The sequence below is a fragment of the Streptomyces sp. NPDC030814 genome, from assembly GCF_055572155.1.
This window is the reverse complement of record NZ_JBVIDX010000001.1, coordinates 546,579-564,438: the sequence shown is the minus strand read 5'-3', so window position 1 is coordinate 564,438 and position 17,860 is coordinate 546,579. Positions and strand designations below refer to the sequence as shown.

At 71.3% G+C, this 17,860-nt stretch carries 18 protein-coding genes; 7 read left to right on the top strand and 11 right to left on the bottom strand.

Features of this window, described 5'->3' with window-relative positions; translation table 11 throughout:
* The first annotated feature begins 56 nt into the window (after positions 1-56).
* Together iolD and ACZ43N_RS02325 are read left to right on the top strand one after the other, a co-directional pair.
* Positions 57-1,946 carry a 3D-(3,5/4)-trihydroxycyclohexane-1,2-dione acylhydrolase (decyclizing) gene (gene iolD, locus ACZ43N_RS02330; RefSeq protein ID WP_468094450.1) on the top strand — a complete coding sequence of 630 codons (1,890 nt, stop codon included), beginning with the start codon at positions 57-59 and terminating at the stop codon, positions 1,944-1,946.
* Between the two features lie 96 nt (positions 1,947-2,042).
* The gene (locus tag ACZ43N_RS02325; protein WP_468094683.1) at positions 2,043-2,828 is read left to right on the top strand and encodes a GntR family transcriptional regulator; all 786 of its coding nucleotides are present in this window, start codon (positions 2,043-2,045) and stop codon (positions 2,826-2,828) included.
* Positions 2,829-2,852: 24 nt separating this feature from the next.
* Here the strand turns inward: ACZ43N_RS02325 and ACZ43N_RS02320 are convergent, their stop codons facing one another.
* The gene (locus tag ACZ43N_RS02320; protein ID WP_468094449.1) at positions 2,853-4,004 is read right to left on the bottom strand and encodes a Gfo/Idh/MocA family protein; all 1,152 of its coding nucleotides are present in this window, start codon (positions 4,002-4,004) and stop codon (positions 2,853-2,855) included.
* Positions 4,005-4,136: 132 nt separating this feature from the next.
* On the opposite strand from ACZ43N_RS02320, the gene ACZ43N_RS02315 reads away from it, so the two are divergent.
* Positions 4,137-5,141 (top strand): LacI family DNA-binding transcriptional regulator, encoded by a 1,005-nt coding sequence (locus ACZ43N_RS02315; RefSeq protein ID WP_468094448.1) that lies wholly within the window; start codon positions 4,137-4,139, stop codon positions 5,139-5,141.
* Positions 5,142-5,174: 33 nt separating this feature from the next.
* Here ACZ43N_RS02315 and ACZ43N_RS02310 read toward each other — a convergent pair whose 3' ends face one another.
* From ACZ43N_RS02310 to ACZ43N_RS02300, 3 genes are all read right to left on the bottom strand, one after another.
* Positions 5,175-5,606 carry an ankyrin repeat domain-containing protein gene (locus ACZ43N_RS02310; RefSeq protein WP_468094447.1) on the bottom strand — a complete coding sequence of 144 codons (432 nt, stop codon included), beginning with the start codon at positions 5,604-5,606 and terminating at the stop codon, positions 5,175-5,177.
* Between the two features lie 497 nt (positions 5,607-6,103).
* Positions 6,104-7,414, bottom strand: a complete 1,311-nt coding sequence (locus tag ACZ43N_RS02305) for an MFS transporter (RefSeq protein WP_468094446.1) — start codon at positions 7,412-7,414, stop codon at positions 6,104-6,106.
* Positions 7,411-8,019, bottom strand: a complete 609-nt coding sequence (locus ACZ43N_RS02300; protein WP_468094445.1) for a helix-turn-helix domain-containing protein — start codon at positions 8,017-8,019, stop codon at positions 7,411-7,413. The genes ACZ43N_RS02305 and ACZ43N_RS02300 overlap by 4 nt, the downstream gene beginning before the upstream one ends.
* 396 nt (positions 8,020-8,415) lie before the next feature.
* On the opposite strand from ACZ43N_RS02300, the gene ACZ43N_RS02295 reads away from it, so the two are divergent.
* Positions 8,416-8,697 (top strand): DUF4158 domain-containing protein, encoded by a 282-nt coding sequence (locus ACZ43N_RS02295; protein WP_468094444.1) that lies wholly within the window; start codon positions 8,416-8,418, stop codon positions 8,695-8,697.
* A 63-nt stretch (positions 8,698-8,760) separates the two neighbouring features.
* Entirely contained in the window at positions 8,761-8,937 is a 177-nt protein-coding gene (locus ACZ43N_RS02290) for a Tn3 family transposase (protein ID WP_468094682.1), read from the top strand.
* Positions 8,938-8,981: 44 nt separating this feature from the next.
* Here ACZ43N_RS02290 and ACZ43N_RS02285 read toward each other — a convergent pair whose 3' ends face one another.
* From ACZ43N_RS02285 to ACZ43N_RS02270, 4 genes are read right to left on the bottom strand one after another with little or no spacing between them, the layout of a single operon-like run.
* Positions 8,982-9,605, bottom strand: a complete 624-nt coding sequence (locus tag ACZ43N_RS02285; RefSeq protein ID WP_468094443.1) for a hypothetical protein — start codon at positions 9,603-9,605, stop codon at positions 8,982-8,984.
* Complete coding sequence (locus tag ACZ43N_RS02280; protein WP_468094442.1) at positions 9,602-10,480, bottom strand: carbohydrate ABC transporter permease; 879 nt, start codon at positions 10,478-10,480, stop codon at positions 9,602-9,604. Before ACZ43N_RS02280 ends, ACZ43N_RS02285 begins: the two co-directional genes overlap by 4 nt.
* Positions 10,477-11,418, bottom strand: a complete 942-nt coding sequence (locus tag ACZ43N_RS02275) for a carbohydrate ABC transporter permease (protein ID WP_468094441.1) — start codon at positions 11,416-11,418, stop codon at positions 10,477-10,479. The genes ACZ43N_RS02280 and ACZ43N_RS02275 overlap by 4 nt, the downstream gene beginning before the upstream one ends.
* Positions 11,415-12,698 carry an ABC transporter substrate-binding protein gene (locus ACZ43N_RS02270; protein WP_468094440.1) on the bottom strand — a complete coding sequence of 428 codons (1,284 nt, stop codon included), beginning with the start codon at positions 12,696-12,698 and terminating at the stop codon, positions 11,415-11,417. The genes ACZ43N_RS02275 and ACZ43N_RS02270 overlap by 4 nt, the downstream gene beginning before the upstream one ends.
* 217 nt (positions 12,699-12,915) lie before the next feature.
* Here ACZ43N_RS02270 and ACZ43N_RS02265 point away from each other — a divergent pair, with 217 nt between their 5' ends.
* Both ACZ43N_RS02265 and ACZ43N_RS02260 read left to right on the top strand, forming a co-directional pair.
* Positions 12,916-13,716 (top strand): Gfo/Idh/MocA family protein, encoded by an 801-nt coding sequence (locus ACZ43N_RS02265; RefSeq protein WP_468094439.1) that lies wholly within the window; start codon positions 12,916-12,918, stop codon positions 13,714-13,716.
* Positions 13,617-14,087 carry an SRPBCC family protein gene (locus ACZ43N_RS02260; protein ID WP_468094438.1) on the top strand — a complete coding sequence of 157 codons (471 nt, stop codon included), beginning with the start codon at positions 13,617-13,619 and terminating at the stop codon, positions 14,085-14,087. Before ACZ43N_RS02265 ends, ACZ43N_RS02260 begins: the two co-directional genes overlap by 100 nt.
* Before the next feature lie 13 nt (positions 14,088-14,100).
* Here the strand turns inward: ACZ43N_RS02260 and ACZ43N_RS02255 are convergent, their stop codons facing one another.
* From ACZ43N_RS02255 to ACZ43N_RS02245, 3 genes are all read right to left on the bottom strand, one after another.
* Positions 14,101-14,808 (bottom strand): hypothetical protein, encoded by a 708-nt coding sequence (locus ACZ43N_RS02255; RefSeq protein ID WP_468094437.1) that lies wholly within the window; start codon positions 14,806-14,808, stop codon positions 14,101-14,103.
* A 101-nt stretch (positions 14,809-14,909) separates the two neighbouring features.
* Positions 14,910-16,067, bottom strand: coding sequence for an XdhC family protein (locus ACZ43N_RS02250; RefSeq protein ID WP_468094436.1), 1,158 nt, complete (start codon positions 16,065-16,067; stop codon positions 14,910-14,912).
* Between the two features lie 76 nt (positions 16,068-16,143).
* Positions 16,144-17,607 carry an NCS2 family permease gene (locus tag ACZ43N_RS02245; protein ID WP_468094435.1) on the bottom strand — a complete coding sequence of 488 codons (1,464 nt, stop codon included), beginning with the start codon at positions 17,605-17,607 and terminating at the stop codon, positions 16,144-16,146.
* Positions 17,608-17,860 lie beyond the last annotated feature (253 nt).

The window sequence follows — 17,860 nt, the reverse complement described above, 5'->3', positions numbered from 1 at the left end:
CACTCAGATCCTCGCCCCGCCCAAGTCCCCGAACCCTTCGTCCCAGTGAGGTCCCGATGACCACCCCCTCCACCCGCCGGCTGACCGTCGCCCAGGCGCTGGTGCGGTTCCTGTCCGCGCAGTACACCGAGCGCGACGGCGTACGCCACCGGCTGATCGCCGGGACCTGGGGCATCTTCGGCCACGGCAACGTCGCGGGGGTGGGCCAGGCGCTGCTGGAGGCAGGCGAGGAGACCATGCCGTTCCACCAGGGCCGCAACGAGCAGTCCATGGTGCACGCGGCCGTCGGGTACGCCCGTCAGCTGAACCGGCTCTCCGCGCAGGCGGTGACCACCTCCATCGGGCCCGGCGCCACCAACCTCGTCACCGGCGCCGCCCTCGCCACCATCAACCGGCTGCCCGTCCTGCTCCTGCCCGGCGACTACTTCGCGACCCGCACCGCCGACCCGCTGCTCCAGCAGCTGGAGCACCCCACCGAGGCCGACGTGTCCGTGAACGACACCCTGCGGCCGGTCTCCCGCTACTTCGACCGGATCACCCGCCCCGAGGCGCTGATCCCGGCCGCCCTGAACGCCATGCGGGTCCTCGCCGACCCCGTGGAGACCGGCGCCGTCACCCTCGCCCTGCCACAGGACGTGCAGGCCGAGGCGTACGACTGGCCGGAGGAGTTCCTCGCCGAGCGGGTCTGGCGGGTACGGCGTCCCGCGCCCGACCCGGTGGAGCTGGCCGAGGCCGTCCGGGCGATCCGCGCGGCCCGGCGGCCGCTCCTCGTCGCCGGCGGCGGCGTCCATCACAGCGAGGCGGAGGCGGCCCTGAGCGCGCTGGTGGACGCCACCGGCATCCCGGTCGCGTCCACCCAGGCCGGCAAAGGCTCGCTGCGCCACGACCACCCGGCCGACCTCGGCGGCATCGGCCACACCGGCACCGCTGTCTGCGACGACATCGCCCGCACCGCCGATCTCGTCATCGGCGTCGGCACCCGCTACACCGACTTCACCACCGCCTCGAACACCCTCTTCCAGGTCCCCGACGTCCGTTTCGTCAACCTCAACATCGCCGCGTTCGACGCCCACAAGCTGGCGGCCCGGACCGTGGTCTGCGACGCGCGGGCCGGGCTGGAGGCGCTCACGGACGCCCTCACCGGCCACCGCGTCGACGAGGCGTACGAGGCCGAGTACCGAGCCGGCAAGGAGCGCTGGGAGCAGGTGGTCCAGGCCGCCTACACCCCGGCCGACGAGCACGCCGCGCCCACGCAGACGCAGGTGCTGGGCGCCCTGGACGCGGTCGTGGGGGACGACGACGTCGTCATCAACGCGGCCGGTTCGCTCCCCGGTGACCTGCACAAGCTGTGGCGGGCCCGCAGCCCCCGGCAGTATCACCTGGAGTACGGCTACTCCTGCATGGGCTATGAGATCCCCGCCGCGATCGGAGTCCAGCAGGCGGCGCCCGGCACGGCCGTGTGGGCGCTGGTGGGCGACGGCACGTATCTGATGATGCCGACGGAGATCGTGACCGCCGTCCAGGAGGGGCTGCCCGTCAACCTGGTCCTCGTCCAGAACCACGGCTACGCCTCCATCGGCGGGCTGTCGGAGTCGGTGGGTGCCGAACGGTTCGGCACCGCCTACCGCTACCGCGTCGCCGACGGCACCTTCACCGGCGCCCCGCTGCCGGTGGACCTGGCCGCCAACGCCGCCAGCCTCGGCATGGACGTCATCCGCGCCAAGACGGTGCGGGAGCTGCGCGACGCCCTGGCCGCAGCCCGCGCCTCGGACCGGCCGACCTGCGTGTACGTGGAGACCGACCCGGCGCCCACCGCCCCACCGGCTGAGGCCTGGTGGGACGTGCCGGTGGCGGAGACCGCCGCCCGGCCGGCCGCGGTCGAGGCGCGCCGGACGTACGACCGCGAGGTCGCCGCCCAGCGCCGCCACCTCCACCCGGGAGGGTGACCGGCACCTCCGCCGTCGGTCCGAGCGCCGCCCGGCACCCCCTGCGGGTGCCAGGCTTGTCAGGACAATGAGATGACAGGGCTTCCTGTCATCCGTATGGACGGTTACCCTCAGACCGTGACCAGCGCGACCACAGGGAGTACGGAGAAGCTCGACCTCAGTGTCGACCGGAGCAGCCCGGTGCCGCTGTACTACCAGCTGGCCCGGCAGCTGGAGTCCGCCATCGAGCACGGCGCACTGGGGCCGGGCAGCCTGCTGGGCAACGAGATCGAGCTCGCGGGCCGTCTCGGCCTGTCCCGGCCGACCGTGCGGCAGGCCATCCAGTCGCTGGTCGACAAGGGCCTGCTCGTCCGCCGCCGGGGCGTGGGAACGCAGGTCGTGCACAGCCAGGTGAAGCGTCCGCTGGAGCTGAGCAGTCTCTACGACGACCTGGAGGCGGCGGGGCAGCAGCCCACGACCCGGGTGCTGCTGAGCGAGATCCGCCCGGCCTCCGCCGAGGTCGCCGCGGCCCTGGGCATCGCCGAGGGCGCGGAGGTCCACCTCGTCGAGCGGCTCCGCCTCACCCACGGCCAGCCGGTGGCGTTCCTCTCCAACTACGTCCCGGCGGGCCTGCTGGACCTCGACACGGAACGGCTGGAGGCGACGGGCCTGTACCGGATGATGCGCAACGCGGGCATCACCCTGCACAGCGCCCACCAGACGGTCGGTGCCCGGATCGCCGCCCCCGAGGAGGCCGAGCGGCTCGGCGAGCCCGAGGGCGCCGCCCTCCTCACCATGCAGCGCACGGCGTACGACGACACCGGCCGGGCCGTGGAGTACGGCAGCCACATCTACCGGGCCTCGCGCTACTCCTTCGACTTCCAGCTGCTCGTCCGCACCTGAGACCCGGCCGGGAGCGGTCCGGCCTCAGAGGCTCACCCAGGTCCCGGACTCGGCGGAGCGGCTCATCGCGTCCAGGGCCGCGGCGCTGTGCACGGCGTCGTCCAGGGTGGCGCCGTGCGGGGTGCCCTCGGCGATCGAGCGCAGAAAGTGGTGGGCCTCGATGACCTTGAGGTCGTCGTAGCCCATGGCGTTGGCGGAGCCCGGCTGGAAGGCCGCGTACGCGCCGTGGCCGGGGCCGACGAACACGGTGCTGACGGACTGGTCCTGGTAGGCCGTGCCCCGGCTGACGCCCAGTTCGCCCATGCGGCGGAAGTCCCAGAGGACGGCGCCCTTGGTGCCGTGGACCTCGAAGCCGTAGGTGTTCTGCTCGCCGACGGAGACCCGGCTGGCCTCCAGGACCCCGCGGGCTCCGGAGGCGAAGCGGAGCAGGCAGTTGACGTAGTCCTCGTTCTCGACGGGGCCGAGTTCGCCGCCGGTCGCACGGGTGTGGCCGGCGGTGGCGCCGGTGGGGCGGGCCCGTTCGGGGACGAAGATCGCGGTGTCGGCGGTGAGGGCGGTGAGGTCGCCGAGGAGGAAGCGGGCGAGGTCGACGCCGTGCGAGGCTAGGTCGCCGAGGACGCCGCTGCCGCCGCGCTCACGCTCGTACCGCCAGGTCAGGGCGGATTCGGGGTGGGCGGCGTAGTCGCTGAAGAAGCGGATGCGGACATGGGTGACGGTGCCGATCTCGCCGGCGGAGATCAGCTCGCGGGCGTACGCGACGGCCGGGGCGTTGCGGTAGTTGAAGCCCACGGCGCCCTGGACCCCGGCCTCGGCGACCGCGTCGGCGACGGCGCGGGCGTCGGCGGCCGTGAGGCCCACGGGCTTCTCGATCCAGATGTGCTTGCCGGCCTCGGCCATGGCGACGCCGATCTCGCGGTGCAGGAAGTTCGGCGCGGTGATGCTCACGGCGTGGACGCGCGGGTCGGCGGCGACCTCGCGCCAGTCACGGGCGGTCGTCGCGAACCCGAACTGCTCGGCGGCCTCCTCGGCGCGGCCCGGCACGTCCTCGACCACGGTGACCAGCTCAGGGCGCAGGGGAAGCTGCGGAAAATGGTGTCGCACACGGGCGTACGCCTGGGTGTGCACCCGTCCCATCCAGCCGAACCCCACGACGGCGACACCGAGCGCACTCACCATGACTGCCCTTCTTCGGACTCACCGGACCGGTTTTTGGACCGTTCCAGAACGTACGCCGCTCACCTTGAAGGCGAGCTCCGCAGCTGTCAAGCCCTTTGACAAGCGGGCCCGCGCTGTGGAACGGTCCACATCATGAGACCTCCGACGATCCGCGATGTCGCCGAGCGCGCCGGCGTGTCGAAGTCCCTGGTCTCACTGGTGCTGCGCGGCTCCGAGCAGGTGCGCCCCGAGAAGCGGGAGGCCGTGCTGGCGGCCGTGGACGAGCTGGGCTACCGGCCCAACGCGGCCGCGCGCAGCCTGAGCGAGCGCCGCACCCGGACGGTCGGCGTCCTCCTCAACGACATGCGCAACCCGTGGTTCGTGGAACTGCTGGACGGCCTGAACTCCCGGCTGCACGACAACGGTCTGCGCATGCTGCTGGCCGACGGCCATCTCAACCGGCGTCTCGGGGAGGACCTCACCCGGACCTTCACCGAGCTGCGGGTCGACGGTCTGATCGCGGTCGGCACCCTGCCCCCGTCGCAGGCCCTGCGCGCGGCGGCCGCGCAGGTCCCCACCGTGGTCGCCGGGGCCCGCGAGCCGACGCTCCCCCATGTCGATGTCGTCGCGGGCGACGACCAGTTGGGCGCCCGGCTCGCCACCGAGCACCTCATCGCCCTCGGCCACCGGCGCATCGGGCACATCGCCGGGGACGGTGTGGTCGGCGCGCTGCGCCGCCGCAGCTTCGAGACGGTCATGCGGGAGCACGGTCTGTCCGACCTGGCGGCCGTCGAACGCGGGGACCTGACGGAGGAGGGCGGCTACCGCGCCACGGTCCGGCTCCTCAGCGCCCCCGAACGCCCCACCGCCATCCTGGCGTTCAACGACATGTCCTGCGTCGGCTCCCTCTCCGCCGCCGAGGAACTGGGCCTGGATGTGCCACGCGACCTGTCCCTCGTCGGCTACGACAACACGTATGTCTCCCGGCTGCGCCATCTGTGGCTCACCACCGTGGACAACGCCAGCCACGACGTCGGCCGTCGCGCCGCCCAGTGTCTCCTGGACCGCATCGCCGACCCCACCCGCCCGGCCCAAGTGGTCCTGACCACCCCGACCTTGGAGATCCGCGGCACGACGAGCCCCCCGGCGGGCCGCTGACAGCACCCGACGGCCGTCATTCGGCTCGGAGCGTCACGCGGTCCCATCAAGCGGGCGGGCCCCCGCAGCCAGCAGCAGTGCCGCCGTCTCCGGGTGGGGGCCGCGCTCCGCCCAGTAGAGCGGGGGGTGGCCCGTGCCGTGGTCCTCGCGAAGGTCGGGATCGGCGCCATGCGCGAGGAGTTCGCGCACGGTGTCCGTGTGGCCCCAGCAGGCGGCCCCGCACAGCGGCGTGCCTTCCGTGCCGTGCCCGCTCTCCGTGTCGGGCGGGGCGCCGGCGGCCAGCAGCCGGCGGACCGTGTCGGCCGCCCCGTGCACGGACGCCGCGTACAGCGGCGTCGTGCCGGCGGCGTCGGCCGTCGCGGGGCAGGCCCCGGCCCGGAGCAGCGCGTCGACCGTGGCGGTGTCACCGACCGACGCGGCCCGGACGAGACGTACGGACAGCTTCTTCTGCCGCCTTCTGTTCACTGCTCCCCCGGTCCCACGCGACGAGTTCCGGGCCTCACCCCATCACACGCCCTCCTGGGAGGCGACCTCTTTTCCGCGCGCTCCCGTCACCCCGGCCCCCTTGGAGTGCCGTTGACGAGCGGCGAACCCGATGACAAGTAACCCCTCGGTAGCTTTCAGGGCTTCGTGATCGCGGTCTCCTTGGGCCGGCGGGGGACGGTCTTGGTCCTGTCGAGGTGCCCGTACACCGTGGAGCGGGGCACGCCGAACATGTCGGCGATCTGGTGGACGGTCTTCTCTCGCTCGCCGTGGAGCCGCTGGGCGAGCGCGGTCTGGTCCGCGGTGAGCTTCGGCCGGCGCGCCTGCCCGGCCGCGAGCGCGTGTTGAGGAGAGGCCGTCGTTGGTGTTGCCGACAGTGCCCGTCTGCGGGTTCGTGATCACGGTGCCGAGTGTCGGCAGACGATCGTTCACCGACACTCGGCACCGCCGAGGAGGTACACGCGACGGAGCATCGCGAATCAGTGCGACCGCGGTGATGGCTCCGGACGGGGGTGTGTCTGCCCCGGGACACTCCTGGGGCGGGGAACCATCGGCAAGTCGCGAGAGCGCCCGATGGGGGAGAAAAGAAGGATGAGCGCGGCCAGCGGCACACCGGCCGTCGTGATCCACATGGCTGTACGTAGGTCGAAGACAGTTCCCAGCCATCCGCCGAGCAGAGCGCCCAGCGGGATTGTTCCGTAGTTGAGGAAAGCCGTGCTCGCCGTGAGACGCCCGAGAAGCTCCGGCGGGCAGTAACGCTGCTGGAAGCCGGCCTTGATGACGTTGCCGGCCACGACGCCTGCTGACACGCAGAAGCCGCCCGTCGCGAAGAGAAGGAGCCCGGCTCCGGCAGAGGCGGCCGGGATGAGCAGCGCGAAGATCGCGAACCCGAGCTCGAACAGCAGCGTCGCGCGGGAGGTCCCGATCCGGCCGGCGACACGGCGCGCGATGAATGCCCCGGCGATACCTCCCGCGCCGGCGGCCGCGATGAGTCCGCCGACCGCTCCGGGCGCCAGGCCCACGGTATGGACGAGGAAGACGACCTGGATCGACTGATAGCCCATGAGCGCCAAGTTGGAGGCAGCCCCGAACAACGTCAGCGTGCGGAGCCAGGGATCGCGGGCGACCAGTCGTAAGCCTTCACCGACTTCGTCGAGCAGAGCGGTGGAGCGGACGGCCGTCCTCTCGCGGCGTGGCTCGCGCTTGCGGATGCTCGCGACGCAGAGGAGGGAGACGAGAAACGTCGCTGCGTTGGCGAACATCGCGTTGACCACGCCTACCGTCTGCCCGATCAGGCCGGCGGAACCGAGACCGGCGATCTGGGCGGCGGACGCACTGCCGTGCAGCTTCGCGTTGCCTTCGGGTTGGTCTTCGGGGGCCAGAATGCTGGGGAGGTAGGCGGTGTAGGCGGTCTGAAAGAACACGGCGGCAGTGCCCGTCAGCAGCGCGATGACCTCCAGCAGGCCAATGTTCAGATGACCGGTCCCCGCCGCGACCGGAACCACGGAGAACAGCAGGAAAGACACCGCGGCAGCGGTCAGCATGACGGGTCTGCGACGCACCCGGTCCACCCACGCTCCGACCGGAAGACCGATGACCAGCCACGGCAGCCAGGCCGAGGCGCTCAGTAACCCGACCTCCCATGTGCTGGCGTGCAGGGTCGAGACGGCGATCAGGGGCATCGCCACGGCGGTGACGGAGGCGCCGAACTTCCCCGTGGTCTCTCCACCCCACAGCAGGCGAAAGTCCCGATGCCGGCGCAGGAGACTGACACGTATCTCGTGGCTCATCCGTTCTTCCGCTCTTTGCGGGGGAACGACTGGATCTGCACGATGATCGGCAGCGCCCCAGGCGCTGTCTCCGTGCCGGGCCCGGGAGTGTGACGCGCGATCACGGCCATCAACTCATCGTTGAAAGACTTGAGCTGCGCCGGCGTCATCCGCAGGTCCCGCCAGTCGGAGATGGTGCCGGCGCCCTGCCAGTCGCCGTCCCAGCTCTCGCTCAGGTAGTTCGTGACCCGGCTGAAGTACTGCTGCACCAGCTCGTGCATGTAAACCGACAGGGCGCCCCTGGTGTCGGGGGCATCGTGGAATTCAGCGGTCTCCAGGACCTTCGTGTCCTCGACGGCTCTCCACCAGCGCTCACGCTTGGTGCCGCGGCCCGTCTCCTCTTCGATGAACCCGTGCTGGGCAAGGTGCCGCAGGTGCCAGCTCACGGTGCCGGTGTTCTCGCCGAGGCGTGCCGACAGTCCCGTGGCAGTGGCCGGGCCGTCGAGGGTCAGCATCTCCAGGAGACTCATGCGCAAGGGGTGCGCCAGGCCTCGCAGGCTGCGGGCGTCGAGGCGCCGTACGGGCTTGTGTTGGGCCGCCACCCCTGGTTCCACTTCGTCACTCATGCCGACAGGCTATGTTGCAGAGAATACTCTGCATAGAGTTCTCTGCAACATGCTCTGCTGCACTGCGCCACGCGGCTGATCAGCCTGAGGCCGTCGGATCCGAGCTGGTCGGCAGCCTTTCGTGGCCCGGGCACCGAAAGCCCAGATCGAGGCGCTGATCCATCTCCAGTCGGAAAGTTCCGTACGGGTTGACGTTCCACCAGAACAGCGCAGTCAGCCTTAGCCGGTCTTCGCCTGCATCGGCGAGTGGACGCCGCCCTGCGGCAGAGCCGGTAGCTGTACCAGGTCACCCCGTCCCTCCCGGGCACTTCGCAGATACCCGCTCCCGCCGTACACCAGCGCCCCTCCCGTCCATCCCCGAAAGCTGATCACGAGGCGTTCAGAAGGGGCCGAGCAGTGCAGCGAGGTCTGGGTCCGGGCGGGGTGGTGGACCACTTCACCCTATCCAGTGACGAGGCGGGCTGGTTACGGAACAAGACCGGCGCCACGAGGCTGAGCTTCGCCGTTCAGCTCAAGTCCTTGACCTGGCGCGGTCGGCTTCCCCGGATGCGCCTGGAGCTGCCGCCGGACGCTGTCGAGCACGTCGCCAGCAGGCCGGCGTCGCAGCGTCCGAGTTGGCCTTCTACGACTTCACCTCCCGCGCGGCCAAGCGGCACCGCAGCGAGCTGCGGGATCTGACCGGCTGGCACGAATGCACCAAGACCGACCTGGTCAAGCTCGTCTCGCACTGGTGGACGCGATCTGGCACGACGAACGACACGGGGAGCAGGTGCGGTCCGAGCTTTCACCGAGTGGCACTCCCGCTGCGGGGGTCGCGGAGTCCGCGCGTACTGGCACATCGAGAAAGGGTCGATGGCCGTTCACAGCCAGCTGCTGAACTGCACCGCCTCCGACGTCGCCGCCGGGTCGAGGGGATGATGCGGCACGCCACCGACACCCGAAAGTTACTCGCGAGTCACTTGTCACCTGGGGCACCGCTCGTTCACGGCAACCCCCTTGGTCGCCCCGCGCACGTCGATCGCGGTGAGGGCCAGGGCCAGCAGTCCGGGAACGACGAACGCGAGGGGCAACAGCATCCACGCGCACAGGACGGCCGCCGGCACGGCGAGCAGCACCAGCGCGCTTCCGCCGATGTCCTGTACGGCGTCCCGGGCCGCCTCCCGCACCGCGGCGGGCCAGTCGACCGCCGACTCGGGGCGGGCGCAGGCGCGCAGGCCGACCACGGCGGCGCAGACGCCGATGGCGGCGACCGCCAGGGCGAGGGCGGGGCCGCCGGGCAGGCCCGCGGAGACCAGCGCCAGGTCGACGAGGAGGAGGCCGAGACCGGCGAGGGTGACGAACCCTGCGGTGAAGTCACCGGGCCGCAGCCGTCGCCGCAGCCCGCCGAGGAACCGGCGGGCGGTGACCGGCCGCCCGTCCCGTACGCCCCGCAGGACCTCGCACGCCGTGGACAGCGCGGCGGGCAGGGTCACCAGCGGCAGGCTCACCACCGCCACGGCGACACCGACGCTGAGCACGTCGGCGAACAGCGTCATCCGCGGTCCGAGGATCTCGCCCGGCTCCCGGTCGGTCCGCATCGCGCTCATCCCTTGATCCCCGAGTTGGCCATGCCCTCCACCAGGAACCGCTGGAAGGCGAGGAAGAACAGCACGATCGGCAGCAGTGCGATCACCGACATGGCGAACATCGGGCCGAACGCCGAGGTGCTCGACGCGTCCACGAACGACCTGAGCGCCAGCGTCAGCGTGAACTTCTCCGGGGAGAAGAGGTAGATCAGCTGGGTGAAGAAGTCGTTCCAGGTCCAGATGAACGTGAAGATCGCGGTGGTGATCAGGGCCGGCCGCGTCAGCGGAAGGATCACCAGGAAGAAGCTTCGGAACGGTCCACAGCCGTCGATCCGTGCCGCCTCCTCCAGTTCCCTCGGCAACCCGCGCATGAACTGCACGATGAGGAAGACGAAGAACGCCTCGGTGGCCAGGAACTTCGGCAGGATCAGCGGCCAGTAGGTGTTCACCATGCCGAGCTGGTTGAAGAGGATGTACTGCGGGATCAGCACCGCGTGGTGCGGCAGCATGATCGTCGCGATCATGAAGGCGAAGAGCGGTCCACGGAAGCGGAATCGCAGGCGGGCGAAGGCGTACGCCGCGAGGGAGCAGGACAGCACGTTCCCGACGACGGCGCCGGTGGCGATCAGCAGGGAGTTGCCCAGCAGTCTGCCGACCGAGACGTCGTTGACGCCCTCCAGGGCCGTCTCGTAGTTGGACCATTCCAGGCGGCCGGGCAGCAGGTCGAGGCTCGCGATGACCTCGTCCGCCGGCTTCACCGAGGTCGCCAGGAGCCAGGCCAGCGGATAGAGCATGACGAGGAGTGCGGCCAGGCACGCCACGTGCAGGGCCGGACGCCGCCACGCGAAGGGCTTGCGGGCGGTGGTGGCGGTGGGCGTTGTCGTGGTGGTGGTCATCGGTCCCCCTCGGAGGCGTAGAAGACCCAGGAGCGGGACGTGCGGAACACCACGGCGGTGACCACGCCGATGACGAGCAGCAGGACCCAGGCCATGGCGGAGGCGTAGCCCATGTGGGAGGCGACGAAGCCGCGGTCGTAGAGGTAGAGCGTGTAGAAGAGGGTGGAGTCGGCGGGGCCGCCCTTGCCCGCGCTGATCGCGAAGGCGGGCGTGAAGACCTGGAAGGCCTGGATGGTCTGCAGGACCAGGTTGAAGAAGATCACCGGCGACAGCATCGGCACGGTGATCGACAGGAACCGGCGCCATCGCCCGGCGCCGTCCACCTCGGCCGCCTCGTACAGCTCCCCCGGGATCTGCTGGAGTCCGGCGAGGAAGATGACCATCGGGGCGCCGAACTGCCACACCGTCAGCAGAGCCACCGCGAGCAGCGCCCAGCCGGGCTCGTTGACCCAGCCGCCGGTGCCGAGCAGGTGGTCGACCGTGCCGTCGTCGTTGAAGATCGCACGCCAGACGAGGGCGATGGACATGGAGGCGCCGAGGAGGGACGGGGCGTAGAACGCGGAGCGGTAGAAGGCCTTGCCGTGCCGCATGTTCTTCAGGGCCAGCGCCACGACGAGGGCGAGGGCCAGTTGCAGGGGGACGGCGATGACGACGTATGTCAGGGTCGCCCCCACCGAACGCCAGTAGCGGGGGTCCTCGGTGAACATCTGGGTGTAGTTGCGCAGGCCCACCCAGCTGGGCGCGTTGAACAGGTCGTAGTCGGTGAAGGAGAGGTAGAGCGACACGGCCATCGGGAGCAGGGTCAGGGCGCAGGCGCCCAGCACCCACGGCGACAGGAACACCCAGGCGGCGCCCTCGCGTCGGGGCCTGGGGGCGGGCCGGGCGGGCGCGGCGGCGCCCTCGCCCCGTCGGGTCGTCGGCATGTGTGTGGTGGTCATGACCGCAGCTCCGCCTTCGCCTCGGTGATGTAGTTCTCGGCGGCCTCTCGGGGGGACATCCGCTCGTACGACACCTGGTCGTAGTCGCGCTGGAAGGTGGTCTGCAGGGCACTGTCGCCGGAGGGGGGAGCCTGCGGTGGGGCCTTCAACTCGCCTTCCAGAGAGGCCTGGTAGTCGTAGATCGTCCGGTCGAAGTCCTTGAGGTCGGGGGCGATCTCCTCGCGGAGGGTCTCGTTGACGGGGATGCCGCGGGTGGCGCCGAGGATCTTCGCGGCCTCGGGGTCGTTCAGCATGAAGTCGACGAGGCGGACGGACTCCTCGGGGTGACTCGTGTCGGCGGCGACGCCCATGAACATCGAGGGCTTGAAGTACTGGCTCGTGGTGCCGTCCTCGCCGGAGGGCATCGGCGCGAGGGTGATCTCGCCGTCCGGGAGGAGGCCGAGGTAACCACTGGCGGGCGCGTCCCAGTTGGTGTCGGAGACGGCCTTGCCACGGCCGAGCGGGGTGTTCTCCACCGTGCCGTCGAGCTGGGTGGTCTCCTCGGCGGGCGAGACGGCGCCCTCCCGGCGGAGCCGGTCGGTGAACGTCCAGTAGCGGGTCAGGTCATCGACCGTGAAGCCCAGTTGCCGGTCCTCGGTGTAGAGGGACCTGCCCCGGCCGCGGAGCCAGACCTCGAAGGTGTCCTCGCTCCAGCCGGGGTCCGTGCCGCCGGGTCTGCCCGTCCTCCGCGCCAGCTCCCGCATGGTGTCGGCCCAGTCGTTCCACGTCCAGCCCTCGCGGGGCAGGGCCACTCCGGCCGCCTTCCACTGCTTCGCGTCGTACACGACGGTCTCGGTGCCGCGCGCCTGCGGGATCGCGTACTGCCTGCCGTCGACCTTCCCGGTGGCGAGGAGTCCCGCGTCGAACGCGTCGGTGTCCAGGGCCGCCCGCTGCTCGGCCAAGTCCAGCAGGACGCCCCCGGAGGCGTACTGGTCGATCATGCGGTAGTCGAGCTGCATGACGTCGGGGGCGTCGCCGCCGGCGGCCTGGGTCGCCAGCTTCTGCTTGTAGGCGTCGTAGCCGGAGAAGGAGGTCTGCACCTCGATCCCGGGGTGCTTCTTCTCGAAGAGGTCGACGGCCTGCCGGGTTCTCGCCGCGCGATCCGGGTTGCCCCACCACGTGTAGCGCACGACGACCTTGCCGCCGCCCGCCTCCTCGGGGCCCGAACAGCCGCCGAGCACCGCGCACAGAGCGAGGACCACGGCCGTCGCGGAGGACTTCCTTGTCCTGTTTCCGGGCATGAGTGGGTCACCTCTTCCACTAGAAAGCGCTTCCACCCCCCGCACGAGACCCTAGGGAAGGTCCGGATGTCACAACAAGACCCCTGCACCGCTTCCGTGGGCCGCCGCCGTGCCACCGTCGTCGGACTCGGCGCCCGCGCACGGATGTTCACCGAGGCGCTGACGGGCTCCTTCGCGGACCGGATCGGCCTCGTCGGCTTCTGCGACCGCGCACCGCATGGCCGTGCACAACGCCTGGATCGCCGCCGACCCTCCCGGACGCGCGCCCGTACCGGCCTACGCCGCCGGGGAGTTCGAGGAGATGCTGCGGCGCGAGGGGGTCGATCTGGTGGTGGTGTGCGGTGTGGACCGGTCCCACGACCACTACGTCGTGCGGGCCCTGGAGGCGGGCTGCGACGTCGTCACCGAGGAGCCGATGACCACCGACGCCGAGCGCGCCCGCCACGTCCTGGACGCGCTCCGCCGCACGGGCCGAGAGGTGCGGGTCGCCTTCAACTACCGGTACAACCCGGTACACATGGCCGTACGGGAGCTGCTCGCGAGCGGGGAGATCGGCGAGGTCGGCTCGGTGCACTTCGAGTGGCTGCTCGATCTGCGGCACGGCGCCGACTACTTCCGCCGCTGGCACCGCGACAAGGCGAACTCCGGCGGTCTGCTGGTCCACAAGTCGACCCACCACTTCGACCTGGTCAACTGGTGGCTCGGCACCTGCCCGGAGACCGTCTTCGCCCAGGGCGACCTGTTCTTCTACGGCGACGAGGCGGGCCGGCGCCGAGGACTCGCCCGCGACTACGACCGCGCCCACGGCTCCCCCACCGCCGAGGGCGACCCCTTCGCCCTGCATTACCGCAGCGTCCCCGACACGAGGACGGTTCTTCACGCCCGCCCCGTCCCCGAATGCTCACCTACGATCGGCTCGTGGTCCTCTTCTCCCTCGAACGCCTCTCCCCTCTCCCCGCCGACCTCGTCTGGCGCCGTCTCACCGACTGGCCGCGCCACGCCGGTGTCGTCCCCCTGACCCGCGTCACCGTCCGCACCCCTCCCCCGACCGCCGAGGGCACGGTCTTCGTCGCCCGCAGCGGTATCGGTCCGCTCGCCTTCGACGACCCGATGGAGGTGGCGGTGTGGCAGCCGCCGGAGGGCGGGAAGGCGGGGCTGTGCCGGCTGGTCAAGCACGGGTCCCTCGTCCGGGGCTGGGCGGAGATCGAGGTGCATCCCTCCGTCGAGGGGACGGGCGTCGAGCCCGGCGCCTCGCGCGTGCTGTGGCGTGAGGAGCTGCGCGTGCGATGGCTGCCGGGGTTCTGCGACCGGCCGCTGGGGTGGCTGGCCCGGCGGATGTTCGGGCGCGCGGTGGACGGGCTGTTGCGGGAGCCGTCGTCCGGCCGTTGAGCGGGGCCGGCCGTCAGGGCCTGCCCGGGTCCGGGTTGCCGTCGCGTGGGGTGGAGAGGCCGTCGCGGCGGTCGCGGTCGCCGTCGCCGGTGGTGCTGAGGAGGGTGTCGCAGATCTCGCGGAGCTTGTCGGTGGCCTGCTTGGAGAACAGGCCGCAGAGGCCGGCTATGCCGGAGAAGCCGTACGGGTTGGTGGCGCCGGCGCCGGAGCTTCCGGCGAACAGGCCGCCGCGCAGCAGGAGGTAGACGAGGAGCGCGAGGGCCACGCCGATGCCGGCGCGCAGCAGGTACCACCAGAGCCAGCTCGCGTAGAGCCGCCGGTTGCCGACGTACGTCGCGAACGAGGTGGCCGCGTGGACGAAACTGCCGAGCGCGCTGCACACCACCACGGCCAGCAGCATCGCGGTGTCCGCCGTCAGCGCCCAGTCGCCGAGCCCGAACGGCGACCAGCGCGCGGTGGCCGCGGGGTCCGCCCCCGGCTCGACCGTCGCCAGCACCACCGGCCAGAGGGTCACGAGGGCGCCGCAGACGAAGACCACGTCGACCAGGAGGAAGAGGCCGAGCACGGTGGTCGCGGGTGTGGACAGCCGCCGCCTGTCGCGGGTGCCGTCGGCTCCCTCGTCGGCCGGACCCGAGCCGGTACCGCCGTCGCCCCCGTCCAGGCCCGTGGCTCCGTCGGGTCCCTCGTCCATGCCCCCGCCCGTGCCGTGTTCCACACTCACCGTGCCCAACTGTCCGCCCCCGTAATGCTGTTGCCGTATCACAGACGGTCAACCCTGCCGTCCCGGCGGTCAAGTCACAAGTCGAGCGACCTGAGTGGGCGTCAGGAGACCCTCAGGCTCGGCACATCCACCGGATCCGACGACGGGCCGTCGTGGTGGATCGGTGTGTGCGCGCCCGTCAGGGAGACCCCGCTGCCGCCGCGGCGGGCGGCGACGATCTCGGAGGCGATGGACAGGGCCGTCTCCTCGGGGGTGCGGGCACCCAGGTCGAGGCCGATCGGGGAGCGCAGACGGGCCAGCTCCAGCTCGGTGACGCCCACCTCGCGGAGGCGTTCGTTGCGGTCGAGGTGGGTGCGGCGGGAACCCATCGCGCCGACGTAGGCCACCGGGAGGCGCAACGCCAACTGAAGCAGCGGGACGTCGAACTTGGCGTCGTGGGTGAGGACGCACAGGACGGTGCGGGCGTCGACGTCCGTGCGCTCCAGATATCTGTGCGGCCAGTCGACGACGACCTCGTCCGCCTCCGGGAAGCGGGTGCGGGTGGCGAAGACGGGGCGGGCGTCGCAGACGGTCACGTGGTAGCCGAGGAACTTGCCGATGCGGACGAGCGCCGAAGCGAAGTCGATCGCGCCGAAGACGACCATCCGGGGCGGCGGGACGGAGGACTCGACCAGGACCGTGAGCGGTGCTCCGCAGCGTGAGCCCTGCTCTCCGATCTCCAAGGTGCCGGTGCGGCCCGCATCCAGGAAGGCGCGGGCCTCGGCGGCGACCGTACGGTCGAGTTCGGGATGGGCGCCGAAGCCGCCGTCGTACGAGTCGTCCGGGCGGACCAGCAGGGCCCGGCCCCGCAGCTGCGCGGGGCCGGAGACGATCCGGGCCAGCGCCGCCGCCTCCCCGCCCGCCGCCGAGGCGAGCGCGGCGGCGGCCACCGGGCGGACGGTGTCGCCGGCCCGCACCGGTGCCACGAGGATGTCGATGATCCCGCCGCAGGTCAGGCCGACGGCGAAGGCGTCCTCGTCGCTGTAGCCGAAGCGTTCGAGGACCGGTTCGCCGTCCTCCAGCGCCTGCCGGCACAGGTCGTAGACGGCGCCCTCCACACAGCCCCCGGAGACCGAGCCGATCGCCGTGCCGTCGGCGTCCACCGCGAGGGCGGCGCCCGGCTGCCGAGGGGCGCTGCCGCCGACGGCCACCACGGTGGCGACAGCGAAGTCGCGCCCCTGCTCGACCCACCGGTGCAGCTCTTCGGCGATGTCCAGCATCTCTCGGTCTCCTCACAGGCAAGGGTTGCGGGGACGATACTCGGCGGTGGGCCCCCGGGCCGGGTGGACCCAGGGCCTAGTGCACGCCCATCCAGCTCTCGATCGGGTTGAGGGCGAAGAAGACGACGAAGACGGCCGTCAGGCCCCACATGAACGCGCCGATCTCCCGCGCCCGGCCCTGGGCGAGCTTGATGGCGACGTAGGAGACGACTCCGGCCGCGACGCCCGCGGTGATGGAGTACGTGAACGGCATGATCACGACGGTCAGGAAGACGGGGACCGCGGTGGCGCGGTCGGACCAGTCGACGTGCCGGGCGTTCGTCATCATCATGGCGCCGATGACCACCAGGGCGGCTGCCGCGACCTCGCCGGGGACGATCGCCGTCAGCGGGGTGAAGAACAGGCAGGCGGCGAAGAACAGCCCGGTGACCACGGAGGACAGGCCCGTACGGGCGCCCTCGCCGACCCCGGTCGCCGACTCGACGAACACCGTCTGTCCGGAGCCGCCGGCCACACCGCCGATCGCGCCGCCCGCGCCGTCGATGAACAACGCCTTGGACAGGCCGGGCATCCGGCCCCTGTCGTCGGCGAGGCCCGCTTCCGTACCCACGCCGATGATGGTGGCCATCGCGTCGAAGAACCCGGCGAGGACGAGAGTGAAGACGATCATGCCGACCGTCATCGCGCCGACGTCGCCCCAACCGCCGAACTCGACCTGCCCCAAGAGTGAGAAGTCCGGCATCGAGACGACGCTGCCGTGCAACTCCGGTGCGCCGCCCGCCCACTGCTTCGGGTCGATGACGTCGAGGGCGTTGAGGATCACGGCGAGGACGGTTCCCCCGACAATGCCGAGCAGGATCGCGCCGGGGACACCGCGGGCCTGGAGCATGAAGACCGCGAGGAGGGTGACCGCGAAGAGGAGGACGGGCCAGCCGGCGAGTTCACCGGCGGGACCAAGGGTGACCGGGGTCGCCTTGCCCTGGTGCACGAAGCCGGCCTTGTAGAAGCCGATCAGGGCGACGAACAGGCCGATGCCCATGGTGATCGCGTGCTTCAGGGCCAGCGGGATCGCGTTCATGACCATCTCGCGGAGGCCGGTGACCACCAGCAGCATGATGATCAGGCCGTACATCACGCACATGCCCATCGCCTGCGGCCAGGTCATCTGCGGGGCGACCTGCGAGGCGATGACACCGGAGACGGAGAGGCCGGCGGCGAGGGCGAGCGGCACCTTGCCGACGAAGCCCATGAGGAGGGTGGAGACCGCCGCCGCGAAAGCGGTCGCCGTGATCAGGGCCTGCCGGCCGAGGGTGGCGCCGGCGGCGTCCGGGCCGGACAGGATGAGCGGGTTGAGCAGGAGGATGTACGCCATCGCCATGAAGGTGGTGACGCCGCCGCGGACCTCACGGGCGACGGAGGATCCTCGGGCGGTGATGCGGAAGTACCGGTCGACTCGGGCGCTGCCGGCCGGGACGCGGGGTTCCGCGGCCGCGTCGTCCGCTGTGGCGTCGGCCTTCGGCTGGACGGACTGTTGGGTCATGTGGGCCTACTCCCAAGGTTCACAGGGGCACCCGGCCGCTGCGCTGTGCTTCGGCGGGATGGGGGAAGGCGCCCGACCCGGGGGACGGCCCGAGACGAACGGGGTACCTGCGGTGCTGGAGCGGTGCCGGGGTGGCTGTGGGTGGATCGCTTGCCCGGCGGTTGGGTTGCTGTGGCGTAGAGCTCGGTCGGTGCGGTGCGTCGGCGACCGAGAGTGGTGTGTGGTTGCTCGCGCAGTTCCCCGCCCCCCTCAA

Coding starts and splice junctions, on each gene's coding strand:
- ACZ43N_RS02250 (WP_468094436.1), bottom strand. CDS start 16,067: ATGCTGGACATCGCCGAAGAGCTGCACCGGTGGGTCGAGCAGGGGCGC.
- ACZ43N_RS02245 (WP_468094435.1), bottom strand. CDS start 17,607: ATGACCCAACAGTCCGTCCAGCCGAAGGCCGACGCCACAGCGGACGAC.
- ACZ43N_RS02320 (WP_468094449.1), bottom strand. CDS start 4,004: ATGGTGAGTGCGCTCGGTGTCGCCGTCGTGGGGTTCGGCTGGATGGGA.
- ACZ43N_RS02325 (WP_468094683.1), top strand. CDS start 2,043: ATGGACGGTTACCCTCAGACCGTGACCAGCGCGACCACAGGGAGTACG.
- ACZ43N_RS02270 (WP_468094440.1), bottom strand. CDS start 12,698: ATGCCCGGAAACAGGACAAGGAAGTCCTCCGCGACGGCCGTGGTCCTC.
- iolD (WP_468094450.1), top strand. CDS start 57: ATGACCACCCCCTCCACCCGCCGGCTGACCGTCGCCCAGGCGCTGGTG.
- ACZ43N_RS02265 (WP_468094439.1), top strand. CDS start 12,916: ATGGCCGTGCACAACGCCTGGATCGCCGCCGACCCTCCCGGACGCGCG.
- ACZ43N_RS02300 (WP_468094445.1), bottom strand. CDS start 8,019: ATGAGTGACGAAGTGGAACCAGGGGTGGCGGCCCAACACAAGCCCGTA.
- ACZ43N_RS02305 (WP_468094446.1), bottom strand. CDS start 7,414: ATGAGCCACGAGATACGTGTCAGTCTCCTGCGCCGGCATCGGGACTTT.
- ACZ43N_RS02275 (WP_468094441.1), bottom strand. CDS start 11,418: ATGACCACCACACACATGCCGACGACCCGACGGGGCGAGGGCGCCGCC.
- ACZ43N_RS02280 (WP_468094442.1), bottom strand. CDS start 10,480: ATGACCACCACCACGACAACGCCCACCGCCACCACCGCCCGCAAGCCC.
- ACZ43N_RS02315 (WP_468094448.1), top strand. CDS start 4,137: ATGAGACCTCCGACGATCCGCGATGTCGCCGAGCGCGCCGGCGTGTCG.
- ACZ43N_RS02285 (WP_468094443.1), bottom strand. CDS start 9,605: ATGAGCGCGATGCGGACCGACCGGGAGCCGGGCGAGATCCTCGGACCG.